This window comes from Streptomyces sp. NPDC043176 (assembly GCF_056436715.1).
Genome location: NZ_JBWKCA010000044.1, coordinates 1 through 21,938, shown reverse-complemented (window position 1 = coordinate 21,938; position 21,938 = coordinate 1). Strand labels below are relative to the sequence as shown.

General features: G+C 74.3%; 18 protein-coding genes. 9 read left to right on the top strand and 9 right to left on the bottom strand.

All coding sequences use genetic code 11. The features are described from left to right. Positions 1-97 precede the first annotated feature (97 nt). The 5 genes from AC067A_RS36665 (at position 98) to AC067A_RS36645 (ending at position 8,331) form a co-directional block, all read left to right on the top strand. A complete protein-coding gene (locus AC067A_RS36665) occupies positions 98-4,414 on the top strand; it encodes a molybdopterin-dependent oxidoreductase (protein ID WP_479247836.1) in 4,317 nt (1,438 codons plus the stop codon). 106 nt (positions 4,415-4,520) lie between these two features. After that, positions 4,521-4,916, top strand: a complete 396-nt coding sequence (locus AC067A_RS36660; protein ID WP_479247834.1) for a TOBE domain-containing protein — start codon at positions 4,521-4,523, stop codon at positions 4,914-4,916. A gap of 86 nt (positions 4,917-5,002) precedes the next feature. Continuing rightward, a complete protein-coding gene (gene modA, locus AC067A_RS36655; RefSeq protein WP_479247832.1) occupies positions 5,003-5,812 on the top strand; it encodes a molybdate ABC transporter substrate-binding protein in 810 nt (269 codons plus the stop codon). 84 nt (positions 5,813-5,896) lie between these two features. Beyond that, positions 5,897-7,849 carry an ABC transporter permease gene (locus AC067A_RS36650; RefSeq protein WP_479247829.1) on the top strand — a complete coding sequence of 651 codons (1,953 nt, stop codon included), beginning with the start codon at positions 5,897-5,899 and terminating at the stop codon, positions 7,847-7,849. A 101-nt stretch (positions 7,850-7,950) separates the two neighbouring features. Continuing rightward, positions 7,951-8,331 (top strand): hypothetical protein, encoded by a 381-nt coding sequence (locus tag AC067A_RS36645; RefSeq protein ID WP_479247827.1) that lies wholly within the window; start codon positions 7,951-7,953, stop codon positions 8,329-8,331. Positions 8,332-8,513: 182 nt separating this feature from the next. Here AC067A_RS36645 and AC067A_RS36640 read toward each other — a convergent pair whose 3' ends face one another. Beyond that, entirely contained in the window at positions 8,514-10,028 is a 1,515-nt protein-coding gene (locus AC067A_RS36640) for an MFS transporter (protein ID WP_479247824.1), read from the bottom strand. Positions 10,029-10,155: 127 nt separating this feature from the next. On the opposite strand from AC067A_RS36640, the gene AC067A_RS36635 reads away from it, so the two are divergent. Beyond that, positions 10,156-10,881, top strand: coding sequence for a TetR/AcrR family transcriptional regulator C-terminal domain-containing protein (locus AC067A_RS36635; RefSeq protein WP_479247821.1), 726 nt, complete (start codon positions 10,156-10,158; stop codon positions 10,879-10,881). Here AC067A_RS36635 and AC067A_RS36630 read toward each other — a convergent pair. The 6 genes from AC067A_RS36630 to AC067A_RS36605 all read right to left on the bottom strand — a co-directional run bounded on the left by AC067A_RS36630 (position 10,830) and on the right by AC067A_RS36605 (position 16,735). Then, the gene (locus tag AC067A_RS36630; RefSeq protein ID WP_479247820.1) at positions 10,830-12,503 is read right to left on the bottom strand and encodes an MFS transporter; all 1,674 of its coding nucleotides are present in this window, start codon (positions 12,501-12,503) and stop codon (positions 10,830-10,832) included. The genes AC067A_RS36635 and AC067A_RS36630 overlap by 52 nt on opposite strands. Positions 12,504-12,620: 117 nt before the next feature. After that, a complete protein-coding gene (locus tag AC067A_RS36625) occupies positions 12,621-12,980 on the bottom strand; it encodes an ArsR/SmtB family transcription factor (RefSeq protein WP_033212090.1) in 360 nt (119 codons plus the stop codon). A 29-nt stretch (positions 12,981-13,009) separates the two neighbouring features. Continuing rightward, entirely contained in the window at positions 13,010-13,216 is a 207-nt protein-coding gene (locus AC067A_RS36620) for a cold-shock protein (protein ID WP_479247816.1), read from the bottom strand. 235 nt (positions 13,217-13,451) lie between these two features. Beyond that, a complete protein-coding gene (locus tag AC067A_RS36615; RefSeq protein ID WP_479247813.1) occupies positions 13,452-14,048 on the bottom strand; it encodes a TetR/AcrR family transcriptional regulator in 597 nt (198 codons plus the stop codon). A gap of 81 nt (positions 14,049-14,129) precedes the next feature. Further along, a complete protein-coding gene (locus AC067A_RS36610) occupies positions 14,130-15,458 on the bottom strand; it encodes an amidohydrolase (protein ID WP_479247811.1) in 1,329 nt (442 codons plus the stop codon). Next, positions 15,455-16,735 carry an MFS transporter gene (locus AC067A_RS36605; RefSeq protein ID WP_479247809.1) on the bottom strand — a complete coding sequence of 427 codons (1,281 nt, stop codon included), beginning with the start codon at positions 16,733-16,735 and terminating at the stop codon, positions 15,455-15,457. The genes AC067A_RS36610 and AC067A_RS36605 overlap by 4 nt, the downstream gene beginning before the upstream one ends. 62 nt (positions 16,736-16,797) lie before the next feature. Between AC067A_RS36605 and AC067A_RS36600 the strand changes: the two genes are divergently transcribed. Both AC067A_RS36600 and AC067A_RS36595 read left to right on the top strand, forming a co-directional pair. Further along, the gene (locus tag AC067A_RS36600; protein WP_479247807.1) at positions 16,798-17,889 is read left to right on the top strand and encodes an Lrp/AsnC family transcriptional regulator; all 1,092 of its coding nucleotides are present in this window, start codon (positions 16,798-16,800) and stop codon (positions 17,887-17,889) included. A gap of 388 nt (positions 17,890-18,277) precedes the next feature. Beyond that, a complete protein-coding gene (locus AC067A_RS36595) occupies positions 18,278-18,907 on the top strand; it encodes a ScbR family autoregulator-binding transcription factor (protein ID WP_479247805.1) in 630 nt (209 codons plus the stop codon). 57 nt (positions 18,908-18,964) lie between these two features. On the opposite strand, the gene AC067A_RS36590 is transcribed toward AC067A_RS36595, so the two are convergent. Both AC067A_RS36590 and AC067A_RS36585 read right to left on the bottom strand, forming a co-directional pair. Beyond that, a complete protein-coding gene (locus AC067A_RS36590; RefSeq protein WP_479247804.1) occupies positions 18,965-19,945 on the bottom strand; it encodes an NAD-dependent epimerase/dehydratase family protein in 981 nt (326 codons plus the stop codon). A gap of 16 nt (positions 19,946-19,961) precedes the next feature. Further along, a complete protein-coding gene (locus AC067A_RS36585; protein WP_479247802.1) occupies positions 19,962-20,912 on the bottom strand; it encodes a ScbA/BarX family gamma-butyrolactone biosynthesis protein in 951 nt (316 codons plus the stop codon). Between the two features lie 120 nt (positions 20,913-21,032). On the opposite strand from AC067A_RS36585, the gene AC067A_RS36580 reads away from it, so the two are divergent. Next, a complete protein-coding gene (locus tag AC067A_RS36580; RefSeq protein WP_479247800.1) occupies positions 21,033-21,713 on the top strand; it encodes a ScbR family autoregulator-binding transcription factor in 681 nt (226 codons plus the stop codon). The last annotated feature ends 225 nt before the right edge of the window (positions 21,714-21,938 follow it).

The following is a 21,938-nucleotide window of genomic DNA, read 5'->3' as shown; positions in this document are numbered from 1 at the left end:
GCGGTTCGTACGGTCGAGGCCGTGGGAGACCTCCCACGGTCCGGCGTACCGGCGCAGGTCGGGACGGGCGGAGTGTTCCTGAGGGGGAGGAGTCCCGGTGGCGTCGTCGGACTCGCGGGCCGAGGCTGTCCGGACGGTCTGCTCGTACTGCGGGGTCGGCTGCGGAATCGTCCTCGACGTCGCGCGCGACCCGCGGACGGGCCTGCGGCGGGCGGTGAAGGCCTCGGGGGACAAGGAGCATCCGGCGAACTCCGGGCGCCTGTGCACGAAGGGGGCGACCAGCGCCGACATGCTGGCGGCTCCCGGACGGGCCCGGACCGCGCTGGTGCGCGCCGAGCGCGGCGGCGAGCACGCCGAGACGGACGTCGACGCGGGCATCACGGCGGTGGCCGGCCGGCTGCGCGCGATCCTGGACGAGCACGGACCGGACGCGCTGTCGTTCTACGTCTCGGGGCAGATGTCGCTGGAGGCGCAGTACCTGGCGAACAAGCTGGCCAAGGGCTTCGTGCGGACCCGCCACATCGAGTCGAACTCGCGGCTGTGCATGGCCTCCGCGGGCTCCGGCTACAAGCTCTCGCTCGGAGCGGACGGCCCGCCCGGCTCGTACCGGGACTTCGACCGGGCCGACGCGTTCTTCGTGATCGGCTCCAACATGGCGGACTGCCACCCGATCCTGTTCCTGCGCATGATGGAGCGGGTCAAGGCGGGGGCGAAGCTGATCGTCGTCGATCCGCGCCGCAGCGCCACGGCCGACAAGGCGGACCTCTTCCTGCAGATACGTCCGGGGACGGATCTGGCGCTCCTCAACGGGCTGCTGCATCTGCTGGTCGCCGAGGGCCACACCGACGAGGCGTTCATCGCCGAGTTCACGGAGGGCTGGGAGGCGATGCCCGGCTTCCTCGCGGACTACCCGCCCGCCCGGGTCGCCGAGGTCACCGGGCTCGCCGAGGCCGACATCCGGCAGGCCGCGCGGTGGATCGGCGAGGCCGGCGAGTGGATGAGCTGCTGGACGATGGGGCTGAACCAGTCCACGCACGGCACCTGGAACACGAACGCGCTGGTCAACCTGCACCTCGCCACCGGCGCCCTGTGCCGGCCCGGGTCCGGCCCGTTCTCGCTGACCGGCCAGCCCAACGCGATGGGCGGGCGCGAGATGGGGTACATGGGGCCGGGACTGCCCGGCCAGCGGTCGGTCCTCGTGGACGCCGACCGCGCCTTCGTCGAGGAGTTGTGGAACCTCCCCGAGGGCTCGGTCCGCACGGACGTCGGCGGCGGCACCGTCGAGATGTTCGAGCGGATGGCGGCCGGGGACATCAAGGCCTGCTGGATCATCTGCACCAACCCGGTGGCCTCGGTCGCCAACCGCAGGACCGTCATCTCCGCCCTGGAGGCCGCCGAACTCGTCGTCACCCAGGACGTGTTCGCGGAGACGGAGACCAACGCCTACGCGGACGTGGTGCTGCCGGCCACGCTGTGGGCCGAGTCCGACGGCGTCATGGTGAACTCCGAGCGGAACCTCACCCTCGTCCAGGGGGTCGTCGACCCGCCCGGCCAGGCGCTGCCCGACTGGCGGCTCATCGCCCGGGTCGCGTGCGAGATGGGCTTCGCCGACGCGTTCACGTACACCGGCGCGGAGGAGGTCTTCGAGGAACTGAAGCGGGCGTGGAACCCGCAGACCGGCTGGGACCTGCGCGGTGTGACGTACGAGCGGCTGCGCGCCACCCCCGTGCAGTGGCCGGCGCCCACCGCCGACGGCCCCGACCGCAACCCCGTCCGCTACCTGAACGACGGCGTCAGCCAGACGCCGCTGGAACGCGAGGACGGCACCAGGCCCCGGCTCGCCTTCCCGACCGGGAGCGGACGTGCCCGGTTCTTCGCCCGGCCTCACCTTCCGGCGGCCGAACTGCCCGACGACGACTACCCGTTCGTCCTGAACACGGGACGCCTCCAGCACCAGTGGCACACCATGACGAAGACCGGCAAGGTGGCCAAGCTCGCGAAGCTCGCCCCCGGCCCCTTCGTCGAGGTGCACCCCGAGGACGCCACGGCCCTCGGCGTCGCCGGAGGCGACCACCTGGAGATATCGTCGCGCCGCGGCCGGGCCGTGCTGCCCGTCGTGGTGACCGACCGGGTCCGGCCCGGCGACTGCTTCGCCCCCTTCCACTGGAACGACCTCTTCGGCGAGTACCTCAGCATCAACGCCGTCACCAACGACGCCGTCGACCCGGTCTCCCTCCAGCCGGAGTTCAAGGCGTGCGCGGTCGCCCTCAGCAGGACGACGGCCCCCGTGCCCCGCCCGCACCGCGACGACGAGCCGGCGGACGCCGCCGCCACCGCCCGGTCCGCCGGGGCGGCGCCCACGACCGGGACCGGAGCCGTGCCGACCGGGGCGCCCGCCGCCGGGACCGGGGCCCTGCCGCCCGGAGCACCCGCCGCCGGGACCGGGGCCGTGCTCGCCGCGCTGCTCGGCGTCGCGGACCTGGCCACACCGCCCTCGTTCACCGCGTCCGAGCGCCACTACCTGGCGGGATACGTGTCGGGGCTCTCCGGTCTCCCCGGCCTGTCCGCCGCTCCGCCCGCGGACCGGGTTCCGGTCCCGGTGCTGCCCTCCGGAGCCCCGCTCGACCCGGCGCGCGCCCTCTGGGTCGACGGGCTGCTCGCCGGGATGTTCTCCCGCACCGGCGCCCCCTCCCCGTGGGGCGGGCCCGTGCGGGCGCCCGCCACCGGTCCGGTCGCCGGGCCCGCCGACGAGGGGGCCGGGCCCGCCCGCCGGCTGCTGGTCCTGTGGGCTTCGCAGACCGGGAACGCCGAGGACTTCGCCGCCACCGTCGCCGGCTCCCTCTCCGGGGAGGGACGGGTGCCGGAGGTGCTCCCCATGACGGACGTCGATCTCACCCGACTGGGCCCCGAGACCGACCTGCTGGTGGTCACGAGCACGTTCGGCGACGGTGACGCCCCCGACAACGGCGCCGACTTCTGGCGGGCGCTGAACTCCCCCGACGCACCGCCGCTGACGGGGGTCCGCTTCTCGGTGCTGGCCTTCGGGGACTCCGGCTACGACGACTTCTGCGGGCACGGCCGACGGGTGGACGAGCGCCTCGCCGAACTCGGCGCGACCCGTCTGCACCCGCGTACCGACTGCGAACCCGACCACGAGGAGAGCGCCGGAGCGTGGCTGACGGGGGTGCTCGCCGCACTGCGTCCGGCCGCCCCGCCGGCCCCGGTCCCGCCCGCCAGGACGCCGGCCGCGCCCGCGGCACCGGCGGCCGCCCCGGCCGCCGACGGCCGCGGTCCCTACTCCAAGGCCTCGCCGTTCTCGACGCTCCTCGTCGGCAACCGGCTGCTGAGCCTGCCCGGCTCGGGGAAGGAGGTCCGCCGGTTCGCGTTCGACACGCGCGGCGGCGAGCTCGCGTACGAGGCGGGGGACGCCCTCGGCGTCTGGCCGGTGAACGGGGCCGGGCTCGTCGGCGAGTGGCTCGCCCTCACCGGCCTCGACCCGGACGAACCGGTCGGCGTCGGCGACACGGGGACCGTCCCGCTGTCCGAGGCCCTGCGCACCCGCCTGGACATCAGCCGCATCACGCCGGACCTCCTCAGGTTCGTCGCCGACCGCACCGGAAGCCACGAGCTGAAGCGGCTCCTGCGCCCCGGCAACAAGGACGAGCTCGCCAAGTGGAGTTGGGGGCTCCAGGCCGCCGACCTGATCGGCGCCTTCCCGGTACGGGCCGCCGCCGCGGACTGGACGGGGGTGCTCAAGCGCCTCCAGCCGCGGCTGTACTCGATCTCCTCCAGCCCGCTCGCCCACCCCGGCGAGGTCAGCCTCACCGTCTCCGTCGTCCGTTACGCCAACGGCCGCGGCCGGGACCGCGGCGGCGTGTGCTCCACCTATCTGGCCGACGGCGCCGACGACGGGCCCGTCCAGGTCTTCGTGCAGCGCTCCCCCGCGTTCCGCCCGCCGGCCGATCCGGCCGCCCCCATGATCATGGTCGGGCCGGGCACGGGCGTGGCGCCGTTCGTCGGCTTCCTCGAGGAGCGCAGGGCCCGCGGCCACTCGGGGCCGAACTGGCTGTTCTTCGGCGAGCAGCGCGAGGCCACGGACTTCTACTACCGGCGGGAACTCGAGGAGCACCTGGCGGCGGGGCACCTCGACCGGCTGGACGTCGCCTTCTCCCGCGACCAGCGCACGAAGGTCTACGTCCAGGACCGCATGCGCGAACACGGCGCGGCGCTCTGGTCCTGGCTGCGGGACGGCGCCCACTTCTACGTCTGCGGCGACGCCACCCGCATGGCCAAGGACGTCGACCGGGCCCTGCGCGACGTCGTCGCACGGCACGGCGGGATGGGCCCGGAGGACGCGGCGGCGTACGTCAAGCAGATGTCCGCCGACAAGCGGTACGTCCGCGACGTGTACTGACGCCGCCCGGCCGGCTCGTCCCTTCCTCCAAGGGGGTCCGCATCCGCGATGGACGGTCCCACGAACTTGTTGCAGATGAGAGCCTGACCGCCCTACGGTGTCGCACATGCAGTCCTACACGATCGGCCAGGCCGCCCGCCTCCTGGGCGTGAGCCCCGACACCGCGCGGCGGTGGGCGGACGCGGGCCGGGTCGCGACCCACCGCGACGAGAGCGGGCGCCGTCTCATCGACGGCGAGGCGCTGGCCGCGTTCTCCGTGGAGATCGCCCAGGACGGCACCGGGGACGAAGAGGCGTCCTACACCTCGGCGCGCAACGCGTTCCCCGGCATCGTCACCGCCGTCAAGCTCGGGGACATCGCGGCCCAGGTCGAGATCCAGGCCGGGCCGCACCGCCTCGTCTCCCTCCTCACCCGGGAGGCCGTGGAGGAACTGGGACTGGAAGTCGGCATGCAGGCCACCGCCCGCGTGAAGTCGACCAGCGTGCACATCGACCGCACCTGACCTCGCACCGAGCGCCGCGGGCCGCCGCCTCCGCGCGGCCGGCCCTCGCCGTACTTCCCGCTCGTCCCCAAGGAGTTCGGACCCTCATGTCCCTCACCCCCGGCCCCGCCGGGCGGCGGACCGCCGCCGCCGTGCTCACCGCCGCCCTGCTCGTGCCGCTCGCGGCCTGCTCGTCGAGCGGCGACGCCAGGAACGACACCGGCGGCTCGCCGGCCTCCGGCGCCGCCCCCCGGGCGAACCTGACCGTGCTCGCCGCCGCGTCCCTGACCGACGTGTTCAAGACGGCCGGCGCCGCGTACGAGAAGTCCCACCCCGGCACCGAGCTCACCTTCTCCTTCGCCGGCTCCCAGGAACTCGTCGCCCAGGTCTCGCAGGGCTCCCCCGCCGACGTCCTGGTCACCGCCGACACCAAGAGCATGGACAAGGCGAAGGCCGACACCGACACCCCGACGGTCATCGCGAGGAACCGCCTCGTCATCGCCACCGGCGAGGGCAACCCCTTCGGGATCGACGACCTGAAGGACCTCGCGGACACCAGGCTCAAGGTCGTCCTCGCCGCCCCCGAGGTGCCCGCGGGCAAGTACAGCAGGCAGATCCTCGACAAGCAGCGGATCACCGTGGAGCCGGTCTCCCAGGAGCCCAACGTCCGCGCCGTGCTCAGCAAGGTCGAACTCGGCGAGGCCGACGCCGGCCTCGTCTACAGGACCGACGCCGAAAGCGCCGAGGACAAGGTCGACGCCGTCGAGATCCCCGACGACCAGAACGCCATCGCCCAGTACCCCGCCGCCACGCTGAAGGACTCGAAGAACGCCCGGGCCGCCGCCGCGTTCGTCGCCTGGCTCTCCTCACCCGAAGGCCGGAAGATCCTCCAGGACGCCGGCTTCCAGAAGCCGTAACCCGGCCCCCGGACCGTGAGAGGCTGCCCGTCACGGGGGGAGACGGGCAGCCTCCCGCACCTCACGCTCTTCCCAGGAACCTCGATGAAACGAGCAGGCGTACGCACGCCCGGAGCCCGCGTTCCCGTCACGCTGGTCGTGCCGGCGCTCCTGGCCGTGGCTTTTCTGACCCTCCCGCTGATCGGCGTCCTCGTCCGGACCGAATGGGGCGCGCTCGCCGACCACCTCGGTTCGCCCGGCACCGTCCAGGCACTGAAGCTCTCGCTCCTGGTGTCCTTCTGGGCGCTGGGGCTCTCCCTGCTCCTCGGGGTCCCCCTGGCCTGGCTCCTGGCCCGCGTGCCGTTCCGCGGGAAGGCGGTCGTCCGCTCCCTGGTCCTGCTGCCCATGGTGCTGCCCCCCACGGTCGGCGGCGTGGCGCTGCTGCTGGCGTTCGGCCGGCGCGGCCTCCTCGGCCCGTGGCTGGAGTCCTCCTTCGGCATCACCCTGCCGTTCCACACCTCCGGGGCCGTGCTCGCCGCGACCTTCGTCTCCATGTCCTTCCTCGTCATCAGCCTCGAAGGCGCGCTGGGCGGACTGCGGCCCCGCTACGAGGAGACGGCGGCCTCGCTCGGAGCCTCCCCCACCAGGGTCTTCTTCACCGTCACGCTCCCCATGGTGGCCCCCGGACTGATCGCGGGAGCGGCCCTGACCTGGGCGCGGGCCCTCGGCGAGTTCGGCGCGACGATCACGTTCGCGGGCAACCTGCCCGGCACCACCCAGACCCTGCCGCTCCAGGTCTACCTGCTCCTCCAGGACGAACCGGAGGCGGCGACCTCCGTCTCGCTGCTCCTGCTGGCCATCGCCATGGCCGTCCTGATCGCCCTGCGCGGCCGCTGGACGGGAGCGCCCTCGGACCGTCGCCGCGCCCTCCCCGCCCCGGACCCCGGGCCCGAGGCTCCGGCACCGGCCCCCGCACCCGCCGCGCCCGGTGAGGCCCGGGATCTCGCGGCGGGCGGCGGGGAGCGGTGGCCCCTGCACGCCGAGGTCACCGGCTTCACGCGCCTCGTCCTCGACGCGGACGCGGGCACCACCATCGCCGTGGTCGGTCCGAACGGCGCCGGCAAGACCACCCTGCTGCGCGCGCTGCTCGGCCTCACCCCCCGGGCCCACGCCGCACTCCGGCTCGGCGACACCGACGTCACCGGCCTGCCGCCGCACCGCAGGCGGGTCGCCTGGGTGCCCCAGGACGGCGCCCTCTTCCCCCACCTGTCGGCCCTCGCCAACACGGCGTACGGCCTCCGGGTCCAGGGCGTCCCGCGCACCGAGGCCCGCCGCGCCGCCCGCCGCTGGCTCGACCGACTGGGCGTCGGTCACCTGGCGCACCGGCGCCCCGCGCAGCTCTCCGGCGGGCAGGCCCAGCGGGTGGCGCTCGCCCGGGCGCTGGCCGCCCGGCCCCGGCTCCTCGTCCTCGACGAACCGCTCGCCGCGCTCGACCAGACCACCCGGGCCCACGTCCGGCACACCCTGCGCACGCACCTCGCCGGGTTCGGCGGCGTCTGCCTCATCGTCACCCACGACCCCGTCGAGGCCGTGTCCCTCGCCGACCGCGTCCTCGTCCTCGACGGGGGACGCGCCCTCCAGGACGCCTCCCCCGCCGAGGTCACCCGCCACCCCCGCTCGCCGTGGGTCGCCCGGATGCTCGGCCGCAACGCCTGGCCCGGCACCGCCACCGGCGACGGCCTCGCCCTGACGGGCGGCGGCGCCCTCGTCGCCGCCGACCCCCTGCCGGCCGGCACCGAGGCCCTCGCCGTCATCCCGCCCGAGGCCGTCGCCGTGCACCGCACGAGGCCCGCGGGCAGCCCCCGCAACGTCTGGCCCGGCACCGTACGCGAGATCACCGCCAGCGGCAGCCGTCTGCGGGTCCTCGTCACCTCCGACCAGGTCCCCGACCTCGTCGCCGAGATCACCCCCCAGGCCGCCGCCGAACTCGGCCTCGCCGACGGCGTCCCCGTCTGGACCAGCGTGAAGGCCACCGAGGCGACGGTCGTACCGCTGTGATCCGCGCGGGCGGACGGGCGACACGTCCGATCGGGCGTTGAAGTCGCCGCGGGCCGTGTCGCGGGCCGTGGGGCCGGGGGGTGTCGCATCACTGTGAGCCCATGGCCAACGACTACAGGGAACGTCTGATGTCCGCCTCGAACGATCGTCCTCACCCGCTTGTGGACCCGTACCTCCGGATCATTCTGAGCGCTCTCGGTCCACGGAGGGCGACGGCGTTCCTGACGGCGGCGCTCAAGGCGCACCAGGAGGAAAGGGCCCGCGAAGGAACGATTCAGCTTGGGTTCTGCGCCTATCTCTCGGACCGGCTCGGCGAGACGTGGGGCCGGACGCTGGCCGAGATCTCCGCGTGGGAGGCGATGCAGGCGGTACGCCGGCTCGTCCGCGCCGACCCGGAGGCCGACCTCGGGCGGCAGCTCTCGCACGGCCTCGCGCTCGCCCTCTCCGTGGCGTCCGGGCCGGCGCCGACGGCGGCCCGCTGAGGGCCGGGCACTGACGGTCGTACGCTGACCGCCGTGCGCTGACCGCTGATCACCGGCGAGAGGCCGTGACGGCGGTCCGCCGACGGCAGCGCGGCGGCGGACGAGCCCGGAGGCATACGGGTCCGGGTACGAAGGGGAAGAGCCGGTGCCCTCGGGGCACCGGCTCTCACACGTGTGGGGGGTCAGGCGACGGCCTCCGCCTTCTCCACCGCCGGCTCGTCGGTGGACGGGGTGGGGGCGGCCTTCTTGGTGTCCCGCATGACCAGGGTCGCGAGGACGGCGGCGGCGAGGACGCCGGCGGCGCTGATGGTGAAGGTGGTGGACATCGAGGAGGTGAAGGCCTCGCGGGCCGCCTCGACCAGGCGGGTGTCGCCCTGGGCTGCGGCGAGGGCGCCGCCGATCGACTGCTTCGCCCGCTCGGGGGCGTCGGCCGGCATCTCACGGGAGTAGGTGCTGGTGAGGAGCGAGCCGAGGATGGCGATGCCGAGGGCGGTACCGGCCTGCTGGATGGTGTCGTTCAGCGCGGAGCCGACGCCCGCCTTCTCCTCGGGGATGGTGCTCATCAGCGCGCCGACGGCGGCCGGCATCGCGAGGCCCGCACCGAGGCCGAGCAGACCCAGGGCGACGGCCGGGACGGTGAAGCCGGATGCGGCGTCGACGGTGGTGAGGAGGGCGAAGGAGGAGGCCATGACGAGCATGCCGACGAGGACGAGGATCCGGTTGCCGGTCTTCGCGGCGAGGCCGGCACCGGCGCCGTTGCCGATCAGGGCGGCGACGGCGAGCGGGACGAAGGCGAGACCGGCCTTGACGGGCGAGTAGCCGAGGACGAACTGCAGGTACTGGGTGAGGACGAGGAGCAGGCCGCCGTTGCCGATCTGCACCAGGGTCAGCGAGAGCGAACCGCCGCTGAAGTTGCGGTGCTTGAAGAGGACCAGGGGCACCATCGGCTCGGGGGTGACGTTCTCCCAGACCACGAATCCGGCGAGGGCGACGACCGCGACCGCCAGGGTGACGAGCGAGCGGCCCTCGAAGGCGCCGTGCTGCGGGATCTCGATGATCCACCAGATCAGCGCGGTCATGCCGACGGCGGAGAGGATCGCGCCGAGCGGGTCGGGCTTCTGCCAGGGCCCCTTGGACTCGGGCATCAGGGTGAGGGCGGCGAGGACGGCGAGCGCGACGACCGGGACGTTGATGAAGAAGATCGAGTGCCACGAGAAGTGGTCGATCAGGACGCCGCCGAGGACGGGGCTGCCGACCAGGCCGAGCATCGACACCGAACCCCAGGCCGCCATCGCCTTGGGCCGCTCGTCCTCGGCGAAGACGGTGATGAGGATGGAGAGCGTCGAGGGCATGATCAGCGCGCCGCCGACGCCCATCGTGATCCGGGCGGCGATGACCTCGCCGGGGCCGGCGCAGACCGTGGCGGCCAGGGACGCGGCTCCGAAGAGCAGCAGGCCGAGGACCATGACCTTCCGCCGTCCGAAGCGGTCGCCGAGGCTTCCCGAGGTGAGCAGGAGACCGGCGAAGACGAGGATGTAGGAGTCCAGGATCCACTGGATGTCCTGGGCGCTCGCCCCGATGTCCTCGGTCATGGAGGGCACCGCGACGGTCAGCGCCATGCTGTCGACCACCAGGACCAGGGTGCTGAGGCACAGCACGACCAGGATCCACCAGCGGCGTGGGTTGCGGGTTTCCATCGGGAGTTCCCCCTCGGTCTTCGTACGACTTCCTTCGATGCGAACACTGTACGCAGATGCGTACGGTGTTCGCAACACCGGAGCCCTGTACGCTCGATGCGAACGTCGTACGCAGCGAAGGAGGACCATGGCCGCCAAGGCGAACCCCGTACCGTCCGTGTGGGCCCGCGAGCAGTCCGCCCCGGACCAGCCCGCGCTCAGCCGGACCGCGATCGTCCGGGAGGCGGTCGCCATGCTCGACGCCGACGGCATCGAGGCGCTCAGCATGCGCAAACTCGGCGCCCGCCTGAACGCCGGCGCGACCTCCCTCTACCGGCACGTCGCGACCAAGGACGAACTGATGGAGCTCGCCGTGGACGAGGTCGCCGCCGAGATCACGGTCCCGGCGCCCGGCGGCCCCTGGCGCGATGCCGCCACGGAGGCCGCCGCCTCGTTCCGCGCGACGGCCCTGCGCCACCCGTGGCTCTCGTCCATGCTCGGCCAGGCCGGCCTCGCCTATCTGGGCCCCAACCTCATGGCGTACTCCGAGCGGCTCGCCACCCTCTTCGCGGCCGGCGGGTTCCCCGAGCCGAGCCGCGCGATCGACACCCTGCTCGCGTACGTCATCGGCATGAGCACCACCGAGGCCGCGTGGCTCACCACGGTCGCCCGGTCCGGCGACACCGAGGCCGCGTTCATCGCCCGCCTCATGCCCGCCGCGCAGCAGGCGGCGGCCGACCCCGACCACCTCGCCTCGGCGTACGCCGACGCCGCCGTCACCGCCACCGTCGACCCGGTCGCCCTGCGAGACGCGAAGTTCGCCTACGGCCTGGACGTGGTCCTCGACGGCCTGGAGATGCGCCTCCCGCGCTGACCGGCCCATGCCCTGCCGGGCCACGACCGGCCGGACGCGGACCGGCCGGACGGGCCGGCGCCCGGCGGCTTCGACGCGTGCGGCCCCGAGGCGGGCGGGGCGGGCGAGGGCGGGGCGGGCGAGGGCAGCCCGGGGTCCGGCGCCGCGGGCCCGTTCGGCTTCGGCCAGTGCCGGTGCAGCGCGTCGATGTGGAAGTCGTGGGTGTGCGGGCCTCCGGCCCCGGCCAGGTGCGGGTGACCGGCGGGGAGTTCAGGATGGACGTGCGGCAGCTCGACCGGGTCCGTACGGGGCCAGAGCCGCGCCGCCGCGACGGCGCCGAGCAGGGCCACGGCGGCGAGCGCGGCCGCCGCGACGGCGGGTCCCGACCGCACGGCGAGCCACCCGGCCAGCGGGTAGGTGACGAGCCAGCACGCGTGCGACAGCGAGAAGCGGGCCGCGAACGCGGCCGGCAGGTCGCCGCTCCCGGCCGAGCGGCGCACCACCCTGCCGCCGGGCGTCAGCACCGCCGAGCCGGCCGCGCCGACGACCGCCCACAGCACGAGCAGCGCGGGCCAGGACCACGCACCCGCGGGCGCCGCGAGCCCCCCGGCGAGCAGCCCGAGCGCCCCGGGCAGCACGAACGCGGCCCGCACCATCACCGCGCGGTCGTCCGCCCGTCCCAGGACGCGCGGCAGCAGCAGCGCCACCGCCATCGACCCCGCCCCGTACGCGCCGAGGGCGAGCGGCACGTCCCCGGCCGTACGCCCCAGAGTGTCCCGCACGAGCAGCACGGTCCCGACCAGCACCACGGCCCCGGCCGCCGCCACGGCCAGATCCAGCGCGAGCAGGGCCCGCAGACGCGGGGTCGCGAGCAGCAGCCGCGCCCCGAAGGCCACCTTGTCGTACGCCCTCCGGGCCCGGCCGCCACGCACCCGGGCGCCTCCGGGCGGAGCGGGTGCGGGCGGGCCGGGGCGAACCGGGAGGTCCGGCCCGGACAGCGCGGACACGGCCAGTCCGGGCAACTCGGGCCCGGCTCCCCCGCGCGGCTCGGGCGCGGCTCGTGTCGGCGGCTCGGGATCGGGCAGGGGCGTCGCGCGGACGAGGAGAGCCGAGGCCAGGAATCCGGCGGCGGTGCCGGTGAAGAGCCAGGCGTACGGGACGACGGTGAGCAGGGCGGCGGCGAGCACCGGGCCGGCCAGGCTCTCCAGGTCGTAGGCGAGCCGGGAGAGCGAGAGGGCCTCGGTGTACTCCCGCTCGTCCGGCAGGACCTGCGGGATCGTCGCCTGGAACGCCGGGGTGAAGGCGGCGGAGGCCGCCTGGAGAAGCAGGATCAGGACGTAGACCTGCCACACGCGGGTGACGAACGGCAGGGAGAGGGTGACGGCCGCCCGCGCCACGTCCATCGCGACGAGGAGGGCGCGCCGGGGCACGCGGTCGGCTAGTGCGGCGACGACCGGCGCGAGCCCCACGTAGGCGGCCATCTTGATCGCCAGGGCCGTGCCGAGCACGGCGGCGGCGTCGGCGCCCGCGAGGTCGTAGGCGAGGAGGCTCAGCGCCACGGTCGCCAGGCCGGTGCCGGCCAGGGCCACGACCTGGGCGCCGAACAGGCGTCGGTAGGTGCGGTTGCGCAGCACGGACAGCATGGACGCCCCCGGTCGGCCGCGGCGGAGTACGGATGTCCACCGTAGCCGATGCGTGCATGGGTGCGCACATGTTCACGTCAGGGATCGGCACCTCACGGATCGACCGCGCTCCGACCGTCAGGAGTGCCAGGGCTCGCCGGTCACCTCGTGGTCGGCGCGGCTGATCGCCTCGACCACGAGGCGCTTCAGGTGCCCGTCCGGCATCGCGTAGACGACCCGGCGGCCGTCCTTGCGCGACTGGACGAGTCCGCCGAGCCGCAGCTTCGCCAGGTGCTGGCTCACGGCGGGCCGGGCGGCGCCGCAGGCCTCCGTCAGTGCGGTGACGTCGGCCTCCCCGCGGGTGAGCAGCCACACGAGATGGAGCCGGGTCGGGTCCGAGAGCAGCGCGAAGACGCCCGCCGCCGCCGAGAGTTCGCGCGGGCCCGGCGTCCGCTCGTGCGCGTGGGAGGCGGCCGGGGGATCCACTCGCTCAGACATGGGCCCATCGTAGGCAGCCGCGGACGGCCTCAGACGCGCAGCTCCTTGGCCTCGAAGCGGCCCTCCCCCAGGACGAGCACGAAGGTGACCTGCTGCCCCTCCGAGAGGGTCCGCTCGCCGCCCTCGATGTCCTCGGCACTGAAGTACACCTGCTCCCCGGAGCCCACGGGGACGACGAACCCGTACCCGCCGAGACGGTTGAAGGAATGCACGAACCCTATGCTTCTGCTCTCCACGGCGGCCTCCCTGCGGTCGGCGGCGACACTCCTCCATGGACATGTACCCCGTGCGCCCGCACCCCGCCATCCGGGCCCGCACCCCGGTTGGACACCGGCCCCCCACAGCCTCGTACAATCTTCAACAGAGGCCCGCTGCCGGAGATCCCCCGTGTCCGACAGCGGGCCTCGCCGTCCTCTCCGGGCCGCTTTGCGGACCGGTGCGGCCGGCTGACCGGTGCGGCCGCCTGACCGGTCAGGCGGTGGGGCGCGGGTGGGCGATCCTCGCGGTGATGCGGGCGATGCGGCGGGCGGAGACCTCGGGGGAGGCGACCGGCTGGACGACGTGGCTGACGGTGAGGCGGACGACGGTCTCGACGGCGAGGCCGCGGGACTCGTCGTCGACGTCGGGCCAGGCCTCGGTCGCGTAGGCGTCGAGCATGGCCGTCGCGGTGCCGAAGACCGGTTCGGGGCGGGTGGTGAGGTAGGCGAGGAGGTCGTCCTCGCCTCCGCGGGCGGCGATCAGGACGCTCTTGACGAGCGGGTTGTCCACGGCCTGCTGGAGCGTGTAGCCGACGCCCGCGGCGGCCGCGGCCTCCAGGTCGCCGCGGTGGGCGTCGAGTTCGCGCTGGATGCCGACGAGGAAGCCCTCCAGCTCGCGCTGGACCAGGGCCTTGCCGATGGCCTCCTTGGACCCGAACTCGTTGTAGAGGGTCTGGCGGCTGATGCCGGCCGCCCGCGCGATGGCGGTCATGCGCAGGCCGCCCCAGCCGTCGGCGGCGACGAGGCGGTAGGCGGCGTCGAGCACCTGCTCCCGCAGCAGGGACCGGACGCTCTCGCGAAAACGTGTCATCGTGTCCCCACTCTAGCCACCGGCGGCGCCGCGCCGGCCGGCCGCCGGAGAGCACCCCGTGCGACCCGGACCGGGCGGCTGTCAGGCGCCGGCGGCCGTCCTCCGCAGCCAGGGCGCGGCGGCCGCGAGCAGCGCCGTGACGCCGAGCGGGATCGTCGGCCCGGGGACTGGGGCGAAGTGCGGCGAGTGGTTGGCGGGGACGGTGTCCGGGAGGCCGTTCTCCAGGAGCGCGGCGGGGTCGACGTCCGCGTAGAGGGCGGGGTCGGCTCCGCCGAAGTGCCAGAACACGGAGGGGACGCCGAGCGCGCTGCCGAAGGCGCCGAAGTCCTCGCTGCCGGTGATCGCCCGGGGGAGCGTGAAGACCCTTCCCCCGCCGAGGACTTCGGTGAGGGCCGACTGCACGACGGCGGTCGCCGCCGGCTCGTTCACGGTGACCGGGAAGGAGTTGAAGGGGATGATCTCGGGCTCCTTCGGGGCGCCCGACGCGGCGGCCTCGGCGCGGACGATGCGCTCGACGGCGGCCAGGACCCGGTCCCGTACGGCCGGGGTGGTCGAGCGGATGTTGATCCGCAGTTCGGCGGTGTCCGGGATGACGTTCTCCTTCGTCCCGGCGTGGAGCGAGCCGACGGTGACGACGGTGGTCTGCGCGGCGCCGATCTCCCGGGACACCACGGTCTGGAGGCGCATGACGACCGCGGCGGCCATCACCACGGGATCGACCGTCGTCTCCGGCATGGATCCGTGGCCGCCGCGCCCGAACAGGGTCACCCGCAGGCTGTCGGAAGCGGCCATGAGCGGTCCCGGCCGGGTGCCGAAGAAGCCGACCGGGGCGGGGGCGACGTGCTGGCCGAGGCAGACCTCGGCGCGCGGGAAGCGGTCGAGGAAACCGTCCTCGATCATGACGGACGCGCCGCCGACCTCCTCGGCCGGCTGGAAGACGGCGACCACCGTGCCGTGCCAGGCGTCCCGGTGGGCGGCGAGCTGGCCGGTGGCGCCGAGCAGACAGGTGACGTGCACGTCGTGCCCGCAGGCGTGCATGACGGGCACCTCGGCGCCGTCCGGGTCGGTGCCGGTGGCGGTGGAGGCGTACGGGAGTCCGGTCTCCTCCTTGACGGGGAGGGCGTCCATGTCGGCGCGGAGCAGGACGACGGGGCCGGGACCGTTGGCGAGGACGCCGACCACGCCCGTGCGCCCGACGCCTTCGGTGACCTCCCAGCCCTGGGCGCGCAGCCGCTCGGCGACGACCCCGGCGGTGCGGAACTCCCGGAAGGACAGCTCGGGGTGGGCGTGCAGGTCCTCGTAGAGCGCGACGAGCCCGGGGAGCCGTTCGCCGAGGCCGGCGAGGAGCGGGCCGAGGGGCGAGGCGAGCGGTGCGGCGAGGAGGCGGGCGAGGGGCGGGACGGCGGTCATGCGGTTTCCTTTGCGGGGCTCGGGGCGTGCGGGGTGCGGTCCGCGGCGGCGCGGAAGGCGTCGGCGTCCTGCGGGGTCAGACAGGCCATGACGGCGGCGGTCGCGGCGCCGAGGACGAGGAAGGCGAAGGCGACCCGGAAGGAGAAGGCGTCGGCGAGCGCGCCCATGACGGGCGGGGCGACCATGCCGGCGACCTGTCCGCCGAGGATGATCACGGCGCTGCCCACGCCCACGTGGGCCGGGGTGAGACCGGCGAGGGGGACGGCGAAGATCGGCATGTACGCGAGGGAGGCGGCGGAGACGGCGAGGGTGCCGAACACGACGAAGCCGGTGAGGGAGGGCGTGCTCGCCATGACGAGCAGGGCGACGGCGGCGACGGTCATGCCCGGCACGATGATCCTGCGGTGGTGGCCGCCGAGCCGGTCGGAGAGGCGGCCGCCGAGGACGGTGGCCACGGCGGCGCCGAGGGCGGGGACGGCGAGCAGCGCGCCGGCCGAGGTGAGGGAGACCCCGTGCTCCTCGCCGAGGTACGACGGCACCCAGGTGTTGAGCCCCCACACGATGGTGTTGTAGCCGAACATCATGAGGGCGAAGCGCCACAGGACGCCCGTGCGCAGTACGGATCGGAGGGCGGGACGCGGGGCGGCGGCCTCCTCGGCCCCGCGGGTGCGGGGCAGCGGGTCGGGGAGCCGGAGGCGTACGGCGACGAGGGCGAGGATGCCGAGGGCGGCGGTGGACCAGAAAGCCGAGCGCCAGCCGAAGACGGCGACGAGCGGGGCGACGGCGAGCGGGGTGACGACGGCCGCGAGGGCGTTGGAGCTCATGACCGTGCCGTTGGCGCTCATGCGTTCCTCGGGGCGGGTGCGCTCGACGAGGACCTTCATGGAGGCAGGCGGGAAGACGCCCTCGGCGGCTCCGAAGGCGAAGCGCAGGGCGAGCAGCACCGCGAAGGACCAGGCGAGGCCGGTGAGGGCGGTGAAGACCGACCAGGAGAGCAGGGCCCAGAGGGTCACCCGCCGGCCGCCGAACCGGTCGGCGAGCATGCCGCCGGGGATCTGGCAGAGCGCGTAGGCGAGGAAGAAGGCGGAGACGACGAGGCCCTGCGAGGTGCGGTCGAGGCCGAACTCGGCGCCGACGGACGGAAGGACGAGGTTGATCACGAGCCGGTCGGCGTAGTCGACCAGCCATGCGGCGAACAGCAGGACGACGGTGATCCGGACGGTTCGCCGGTGCGCGGTGGACGCCGCCGCGGGTGCGGGAAGGGTCGGAGCAGGCACGGCACTCCTCTGCCAGTGGCCGAAACTGGTCGTCGGCCCGAAGTGCCCCTACGATCCGGTCCGTGAGCGAAAAGGCCCTGGAATCGCCGGAAAGCCTCAGAGACCGCGAAGGTCCGCCGGATTCCCGCACGAAGGACTCGCCCGCGGGCTTCTCGGAGCTGGATCTCGCGCTGGTCGACGCCCTGCAGGCCGCGCCCCGGGCGCCGTGGACGCGGATCGGACGGGCGCTCGGCGTGGACGCGACGACGGCGGCCCGGCGCTTCGAACGGCTCCGCGCCGAGGGACTCGCCTGGGTCACGGCGTACGACGCGGCGAAGACCGCCACCGTCGCCTATGTGGAGGTCCGGTGCCGGCCCCGCGCCTTCGACCGGGTGAGCGCCGCCGTGACGGCGCTGCCGTGGGTGTTCGGCGTGGACGAGACGGCCGGGGACTTCGACCTGTTCCTCTCCGCCGCCGCGCCCGACCTGCCCACCCTGGGGCGCGCGGTGCACCGCGGGATCGGCGGGCTGCCCGGCGTCCGCTCCACGCGGACCCGGCTCGGCATCACGCTGTACGGGGAGGGGCGCGACTGGCGGATGCGGGCGATGAACCCGGCGGAACGGGCGGGCCTCGGCGAGCAGGGCACGGCTCGCCCGCGGACGTACAGCACCCATCTCCACGAGCGGCCTGCGCCGCAGGACGAGGCCCTGCTGACCGCGCTGGGCGAGGACGGGCGGCTCGGGTACGCGGAGCTGGGCGCCCGGACGGGCATGAGCGAGCACTCGGCCCGGCGCCGGCTCCAGCGGATGATGCGCGACGGTGACATCACGCTCCGCTGCGATCTGGCGCGCCCACTGGCGGGGCTCTCCACGATGGTGGTCTACCGGACGTCGGTGCCGCACGGACTCCTGGAGCAGACCGGCAACGCGCTGGCCCGGCTCCCCCCGGTCCGGATGTGCGTGTCGGTGAGCGGCCCGTACAACCTGCTGGTCCTGGTCTGGCTGCCCGGGCTCGGCGCGGTGGACCCCTTCGAGGCCCTCCTCGCCGAGCGGTTCCCGGCCCTCGCGGTCCAGGACCGCACGGTCGCCCTGCACTCCCCCAAGCGCATGGGCTGGCTTCTCGACTCCCAGGGCCGCGCCGTGGGCCGGGTGCCGCGCGGACTGCCGGAGTACTGAGGGCGCCGGGGGTGGAGGCGCCACGGCGCCGCCGGGGGTGGAGGTGCCACGGCGCCGCCGCGCTCCCGTTCCGGCCCGGTCGGGGGTGGGCCCGGGGGTGAGCGCCGGCGGTGCGCCGTGGCACCGGTCGGCGAGGTGGAGGTGGGTGCCGTGGCCGTCGAGGACACCGGCTCGCCGTCAGGAGGCGGCGCGGTGGTGGTCACCACCCGGCCCTGACCGCGCCGGGCGACCCCCGGTCCCCGCTCTGCCCGCGTGATCGCCGAAAGGGACGTGGGCGAGCGGGGAAACCTCCTACAATACCAAGCAGTCGGTTTGGAGTTGTCGGGCGGTATCGGTAAGACGCGGTTCGGGGCCGTGCCGTCGAGACGCAGGTGCTACGGAGCCATGGGTGACCAAACAAGAGCGGGCCGCGCGGACCCGTGACGCGCTGATCAGGTCGGCGGCCGGTGAATTCGACCGGCGCGGCTACGACTTGGCCACCTTGTCCGCGATCAGCTCCGGGGCGGGAGTGAGCCCCGGGGCGCTCCACTTCCACTTCGAGAACAAGGCCGCGGTCGCCGTCGCCGTCGAGTGCGAGGCGGCGTCCCGGCTGCGCCGGGCCGCCCGGCTCGAGTACCGCCGACCGTCGAACGCCCTGCAGAACCTCGCCGACACCTCGCACGCCCTGGCCCGGCTGCTCCGCGAGGACGTGGTCGTCCGCGCGGGCTTCCGGCTCAGTTGCGCCGACGACCGCCGCACGGAGCTGAATCTGCGTCAGGAGTGGCAGAGCTGCGTACAGCAGCGGCTCGCGGAGGCCGCCGACGAGGGCCTGCTCGCCTTCGACCCGGGTCGCCGGCGGGACCTCGCCCGGACCGTCGTGGCCGCCACCGTCGGCCTGGAGGCCCTCGGCCGCGACAACGACGCGTGGCTGTCCCCGGGGACGGTCACCGGCCTCTGGCAGACCCTCCTGCCCCTGCTCGCCGGTCCCGACGCCCTCCCCGGCCCCGAGCCCGCCGCCACCGCGGCACCGGTGGCCTGACGTCCCGTCACCCTCCTGTCGTGCGACGGTTCCTGACGGTCCCGGGGCACGGCAGGCTCAGGCCCGGCCCAGGAGCTCCCGGTACCAGGGCAGGTGGCCGGCGATCCCCCGGGTGTAGGACGGCCCCGGATCGCAGCCCAGCTCTCGCCACGGCCGGTCGTCCTCGAACCAGTGGTCGGGGACGAGCATGGCGAGATGGTGCAGCGCGAAGGGGAGGTCCGCGAGCAGCTCGCGTGCCTCGGCGGCGGCCACCGCGGGTCCGCGCGGCGGGCCCGCCCGGCCCGCCAGGAGCGCCTCGCACGGCGCGAGCAGGTCCCCCACCGGCACCGGATCGGGATGGTTGACGTAGTACGGGCCCGGCCGCGTCCGCTCCGAGAGCGCCGCCCCGACCAGGGCCCCGGCCAGGGCGTCGGCCCCGATCACCGAGTGCAGCGAGGTGCCGGCGTCGAGCGGGCCGGGCAGTGCCGCGAGCAGCCGGACCAGACCGGGCACCAGGTGGCGGTCGCCCGTGCCGTACACGAAGTGCGGCCGCAGGACGGTGCCGCCGGCCTCCAGGACGTGCCGCTCGCCCGCCGCGCGGGTGCGGCTCGTCGCCGAGGCGGGCGCGAGCGGGAGCGTGCCGGGGGCGGCGGCCCGGAAGGGGCCGCGGCCGTGCACCGAAGCGGTGCTCAGGGCGACGACGCGGGTCACTCCGGCGCGCACGGCGGCGTCGATCAGGGCCCGGGTGCCCTCGTCGTTGACCGCGCGGGCCGACTCCTCGTCCCCGCCGATGGCCGAGGCGCAGTGGATCAGCACGTCGACCCCCTCGCACGCCCGGCGCAGTGACGCGGGGTCGCGGAGGTCGCCGATGACGGTCTCAAAATCAGGTCGGCCGCCCTGGTTCCGCTCGTCCGCGGCCCGACCGGTCCGCGCGGCGGCTGGCGGCAGCGGGCGGCGGGCGAGCAGCCTGACGTGCCCGGCGTCCGTCCGTGCCGAGGCCGTCGCCGCCACCCGGCCGCCGATGAAACCGGTCGACCCGGTGATCAGGATGCGGGGCACCGTCGATCCCGTCCGGTCAGCCGGCCCGTCGGCCGGCGAGGCCGCCGGCGGCCACCGCCAGGGACCGGGACGCGGAGGTGAGGGTGGCGACGAACACGGACCGGCCGTCCTGCCGGCCTTCGATCCGGACGGTGTCCACCGACGGGTCTGCGGTCGGCACGGTCTCGGCCTCGATCCAGCAGGGGCTGTCGAGTTCGGCGTAGCGCTCGAAGGAGACGTCCATGCCGGTGGGCAGGTACGCGCCGGCGCCGAGGGTCGCCGCCGCCGCCTGGCGCGCCGCCTCCAGGAGCACCATGCCCGGCACGTGGTCGTTCGGGCGCCGGAAGAGCGTGGGGTGGCCGGTGTTGACCCGCAGCCGCCACTGCCCCGGGCGGGTGCCGGGTGCCAGGACGACGTCCCTGGCGTGCTCGCGGCCGACCAGGTGGGGGGCCACGCCGGGCACCAGCGGGACGGGCACGCCGAGCGCGGCCATCCGCTCGCCGCGGATCCGGCGGTAGGCCTGGAGGGAGGTCGCGCGGGCCAGGGCGCCGCCGGTGGCGAGGTGGCGGCCGTCGCGGGTGAGCACCACGGTGGTGCGCAGGTTCCCGAGTCGGCCGCCACGGCTGCCGAGCTCGGTGCAGACCAGGTCCAGGTGGATGTCCGAGGAGAGGCCGTCCACGGCGAGCGCGTCGGGGTCGGCGGTGTAGTGGAGGCCCCACATGACGAACTGGTCCTCCACGGGTACCCCCAGCTCGGCGTGGGCCACGAGCATGGTGGCCTGACGTATCGTCTCGGCCACCAGTACGGGGTCGTGCCGGTCCCCGCCCACCGGAGAGAAGAAGGGATGTGCCGCAGGCCAGTGAGCCGAGACGGAGTACCGGTCGGCCCGCAGTCGCGTCCAGCCCGTGGGGATGATGTCCGCGGGGTCGGCGCGGTGCACGAACTCCCCGGGGACACGTGCCGTCGCTCCGTGTCCGTCCTGATGCATGGATACCCCTTGCGTCCCCGCGCCCCCGGGCGGTATGTCCGCCCTGCATAGAATACGTACAGCCCGGTTTTCTTTTCAATGCTTCACGTCACACGTTGAGCACCGACGGCAGGAGGCGCCTTGGCGCAGCAAGCGCGTGCAATCAAGACCCGACGGGCGATCCTGGAGGCTGCCGCGACCGTGTTCGCGGAGCGCGGTTACGAGCGGACGACCATCGGGGAGATCCTGGTGCGCGCCGGCGTGACCAAGGGGGCGCTGTACTTCCACTTCGCCTCCAAGGAAGAAGTGGCCCTCGGTGTGCTCGACGCGCAGATGCTCGACGTACCGCTGTCCCCCCGGGCGATCAAGCTCCAGGAGCTCGCGGACCAGTGCTTCCTGCTCACGCACCGCCTGCAGCACGACGCCCTCGTGCGCGCCAGCGTCGGCCTGGCCCTGGACACGGGCGCCACGGGAGTCGACCGGGTCGGCGCCTTCCAGGCGTGGATCGACGAGGTGTCGGAGATCCTGACGGCCTCGCAGGCGCGCGGAGAACTCCTCGTGCACGTGAACGTGGCGGACACGGCCAGGCTCTTCTGCGGCGCCTTCTCCGGGGTCCAGGCGATGTCCCAGATCCTGTGCGAACGCGAGGACCTGGCGCACCGGGTCTCGGTCCTCCTCCAGCACTTCATGCCGAGCATCTGCACGCCCGCACTGCTCACCAGCCTCGACCTGACCGAGGGGCGCGTGGGGCAGCTGGCCGCCGAGTACGAGGCGGAGCTGCTCCGCCGTGAGCGGAACCAGACCGGCGACACACCCGGTTAAGAGAACCGACTGCCCGGTTTCTTGAGCGCCCCGATGCGAAACGGCATCGGGGCGCTCTGGCGTCATGGCACTGAGTGTGTTTTGCTGAGGGTACTCAGTGCCACAAGCGTCTAGGGGACCACATCATGGGCAAGGACTTCGACCTTTATCGGCCCTCCGAGGAGCACGACATGCTCCGGGAGTCGGTCCGCGCGCTCGCGGAGGCGAAGATCGTTCCGTTCGCGG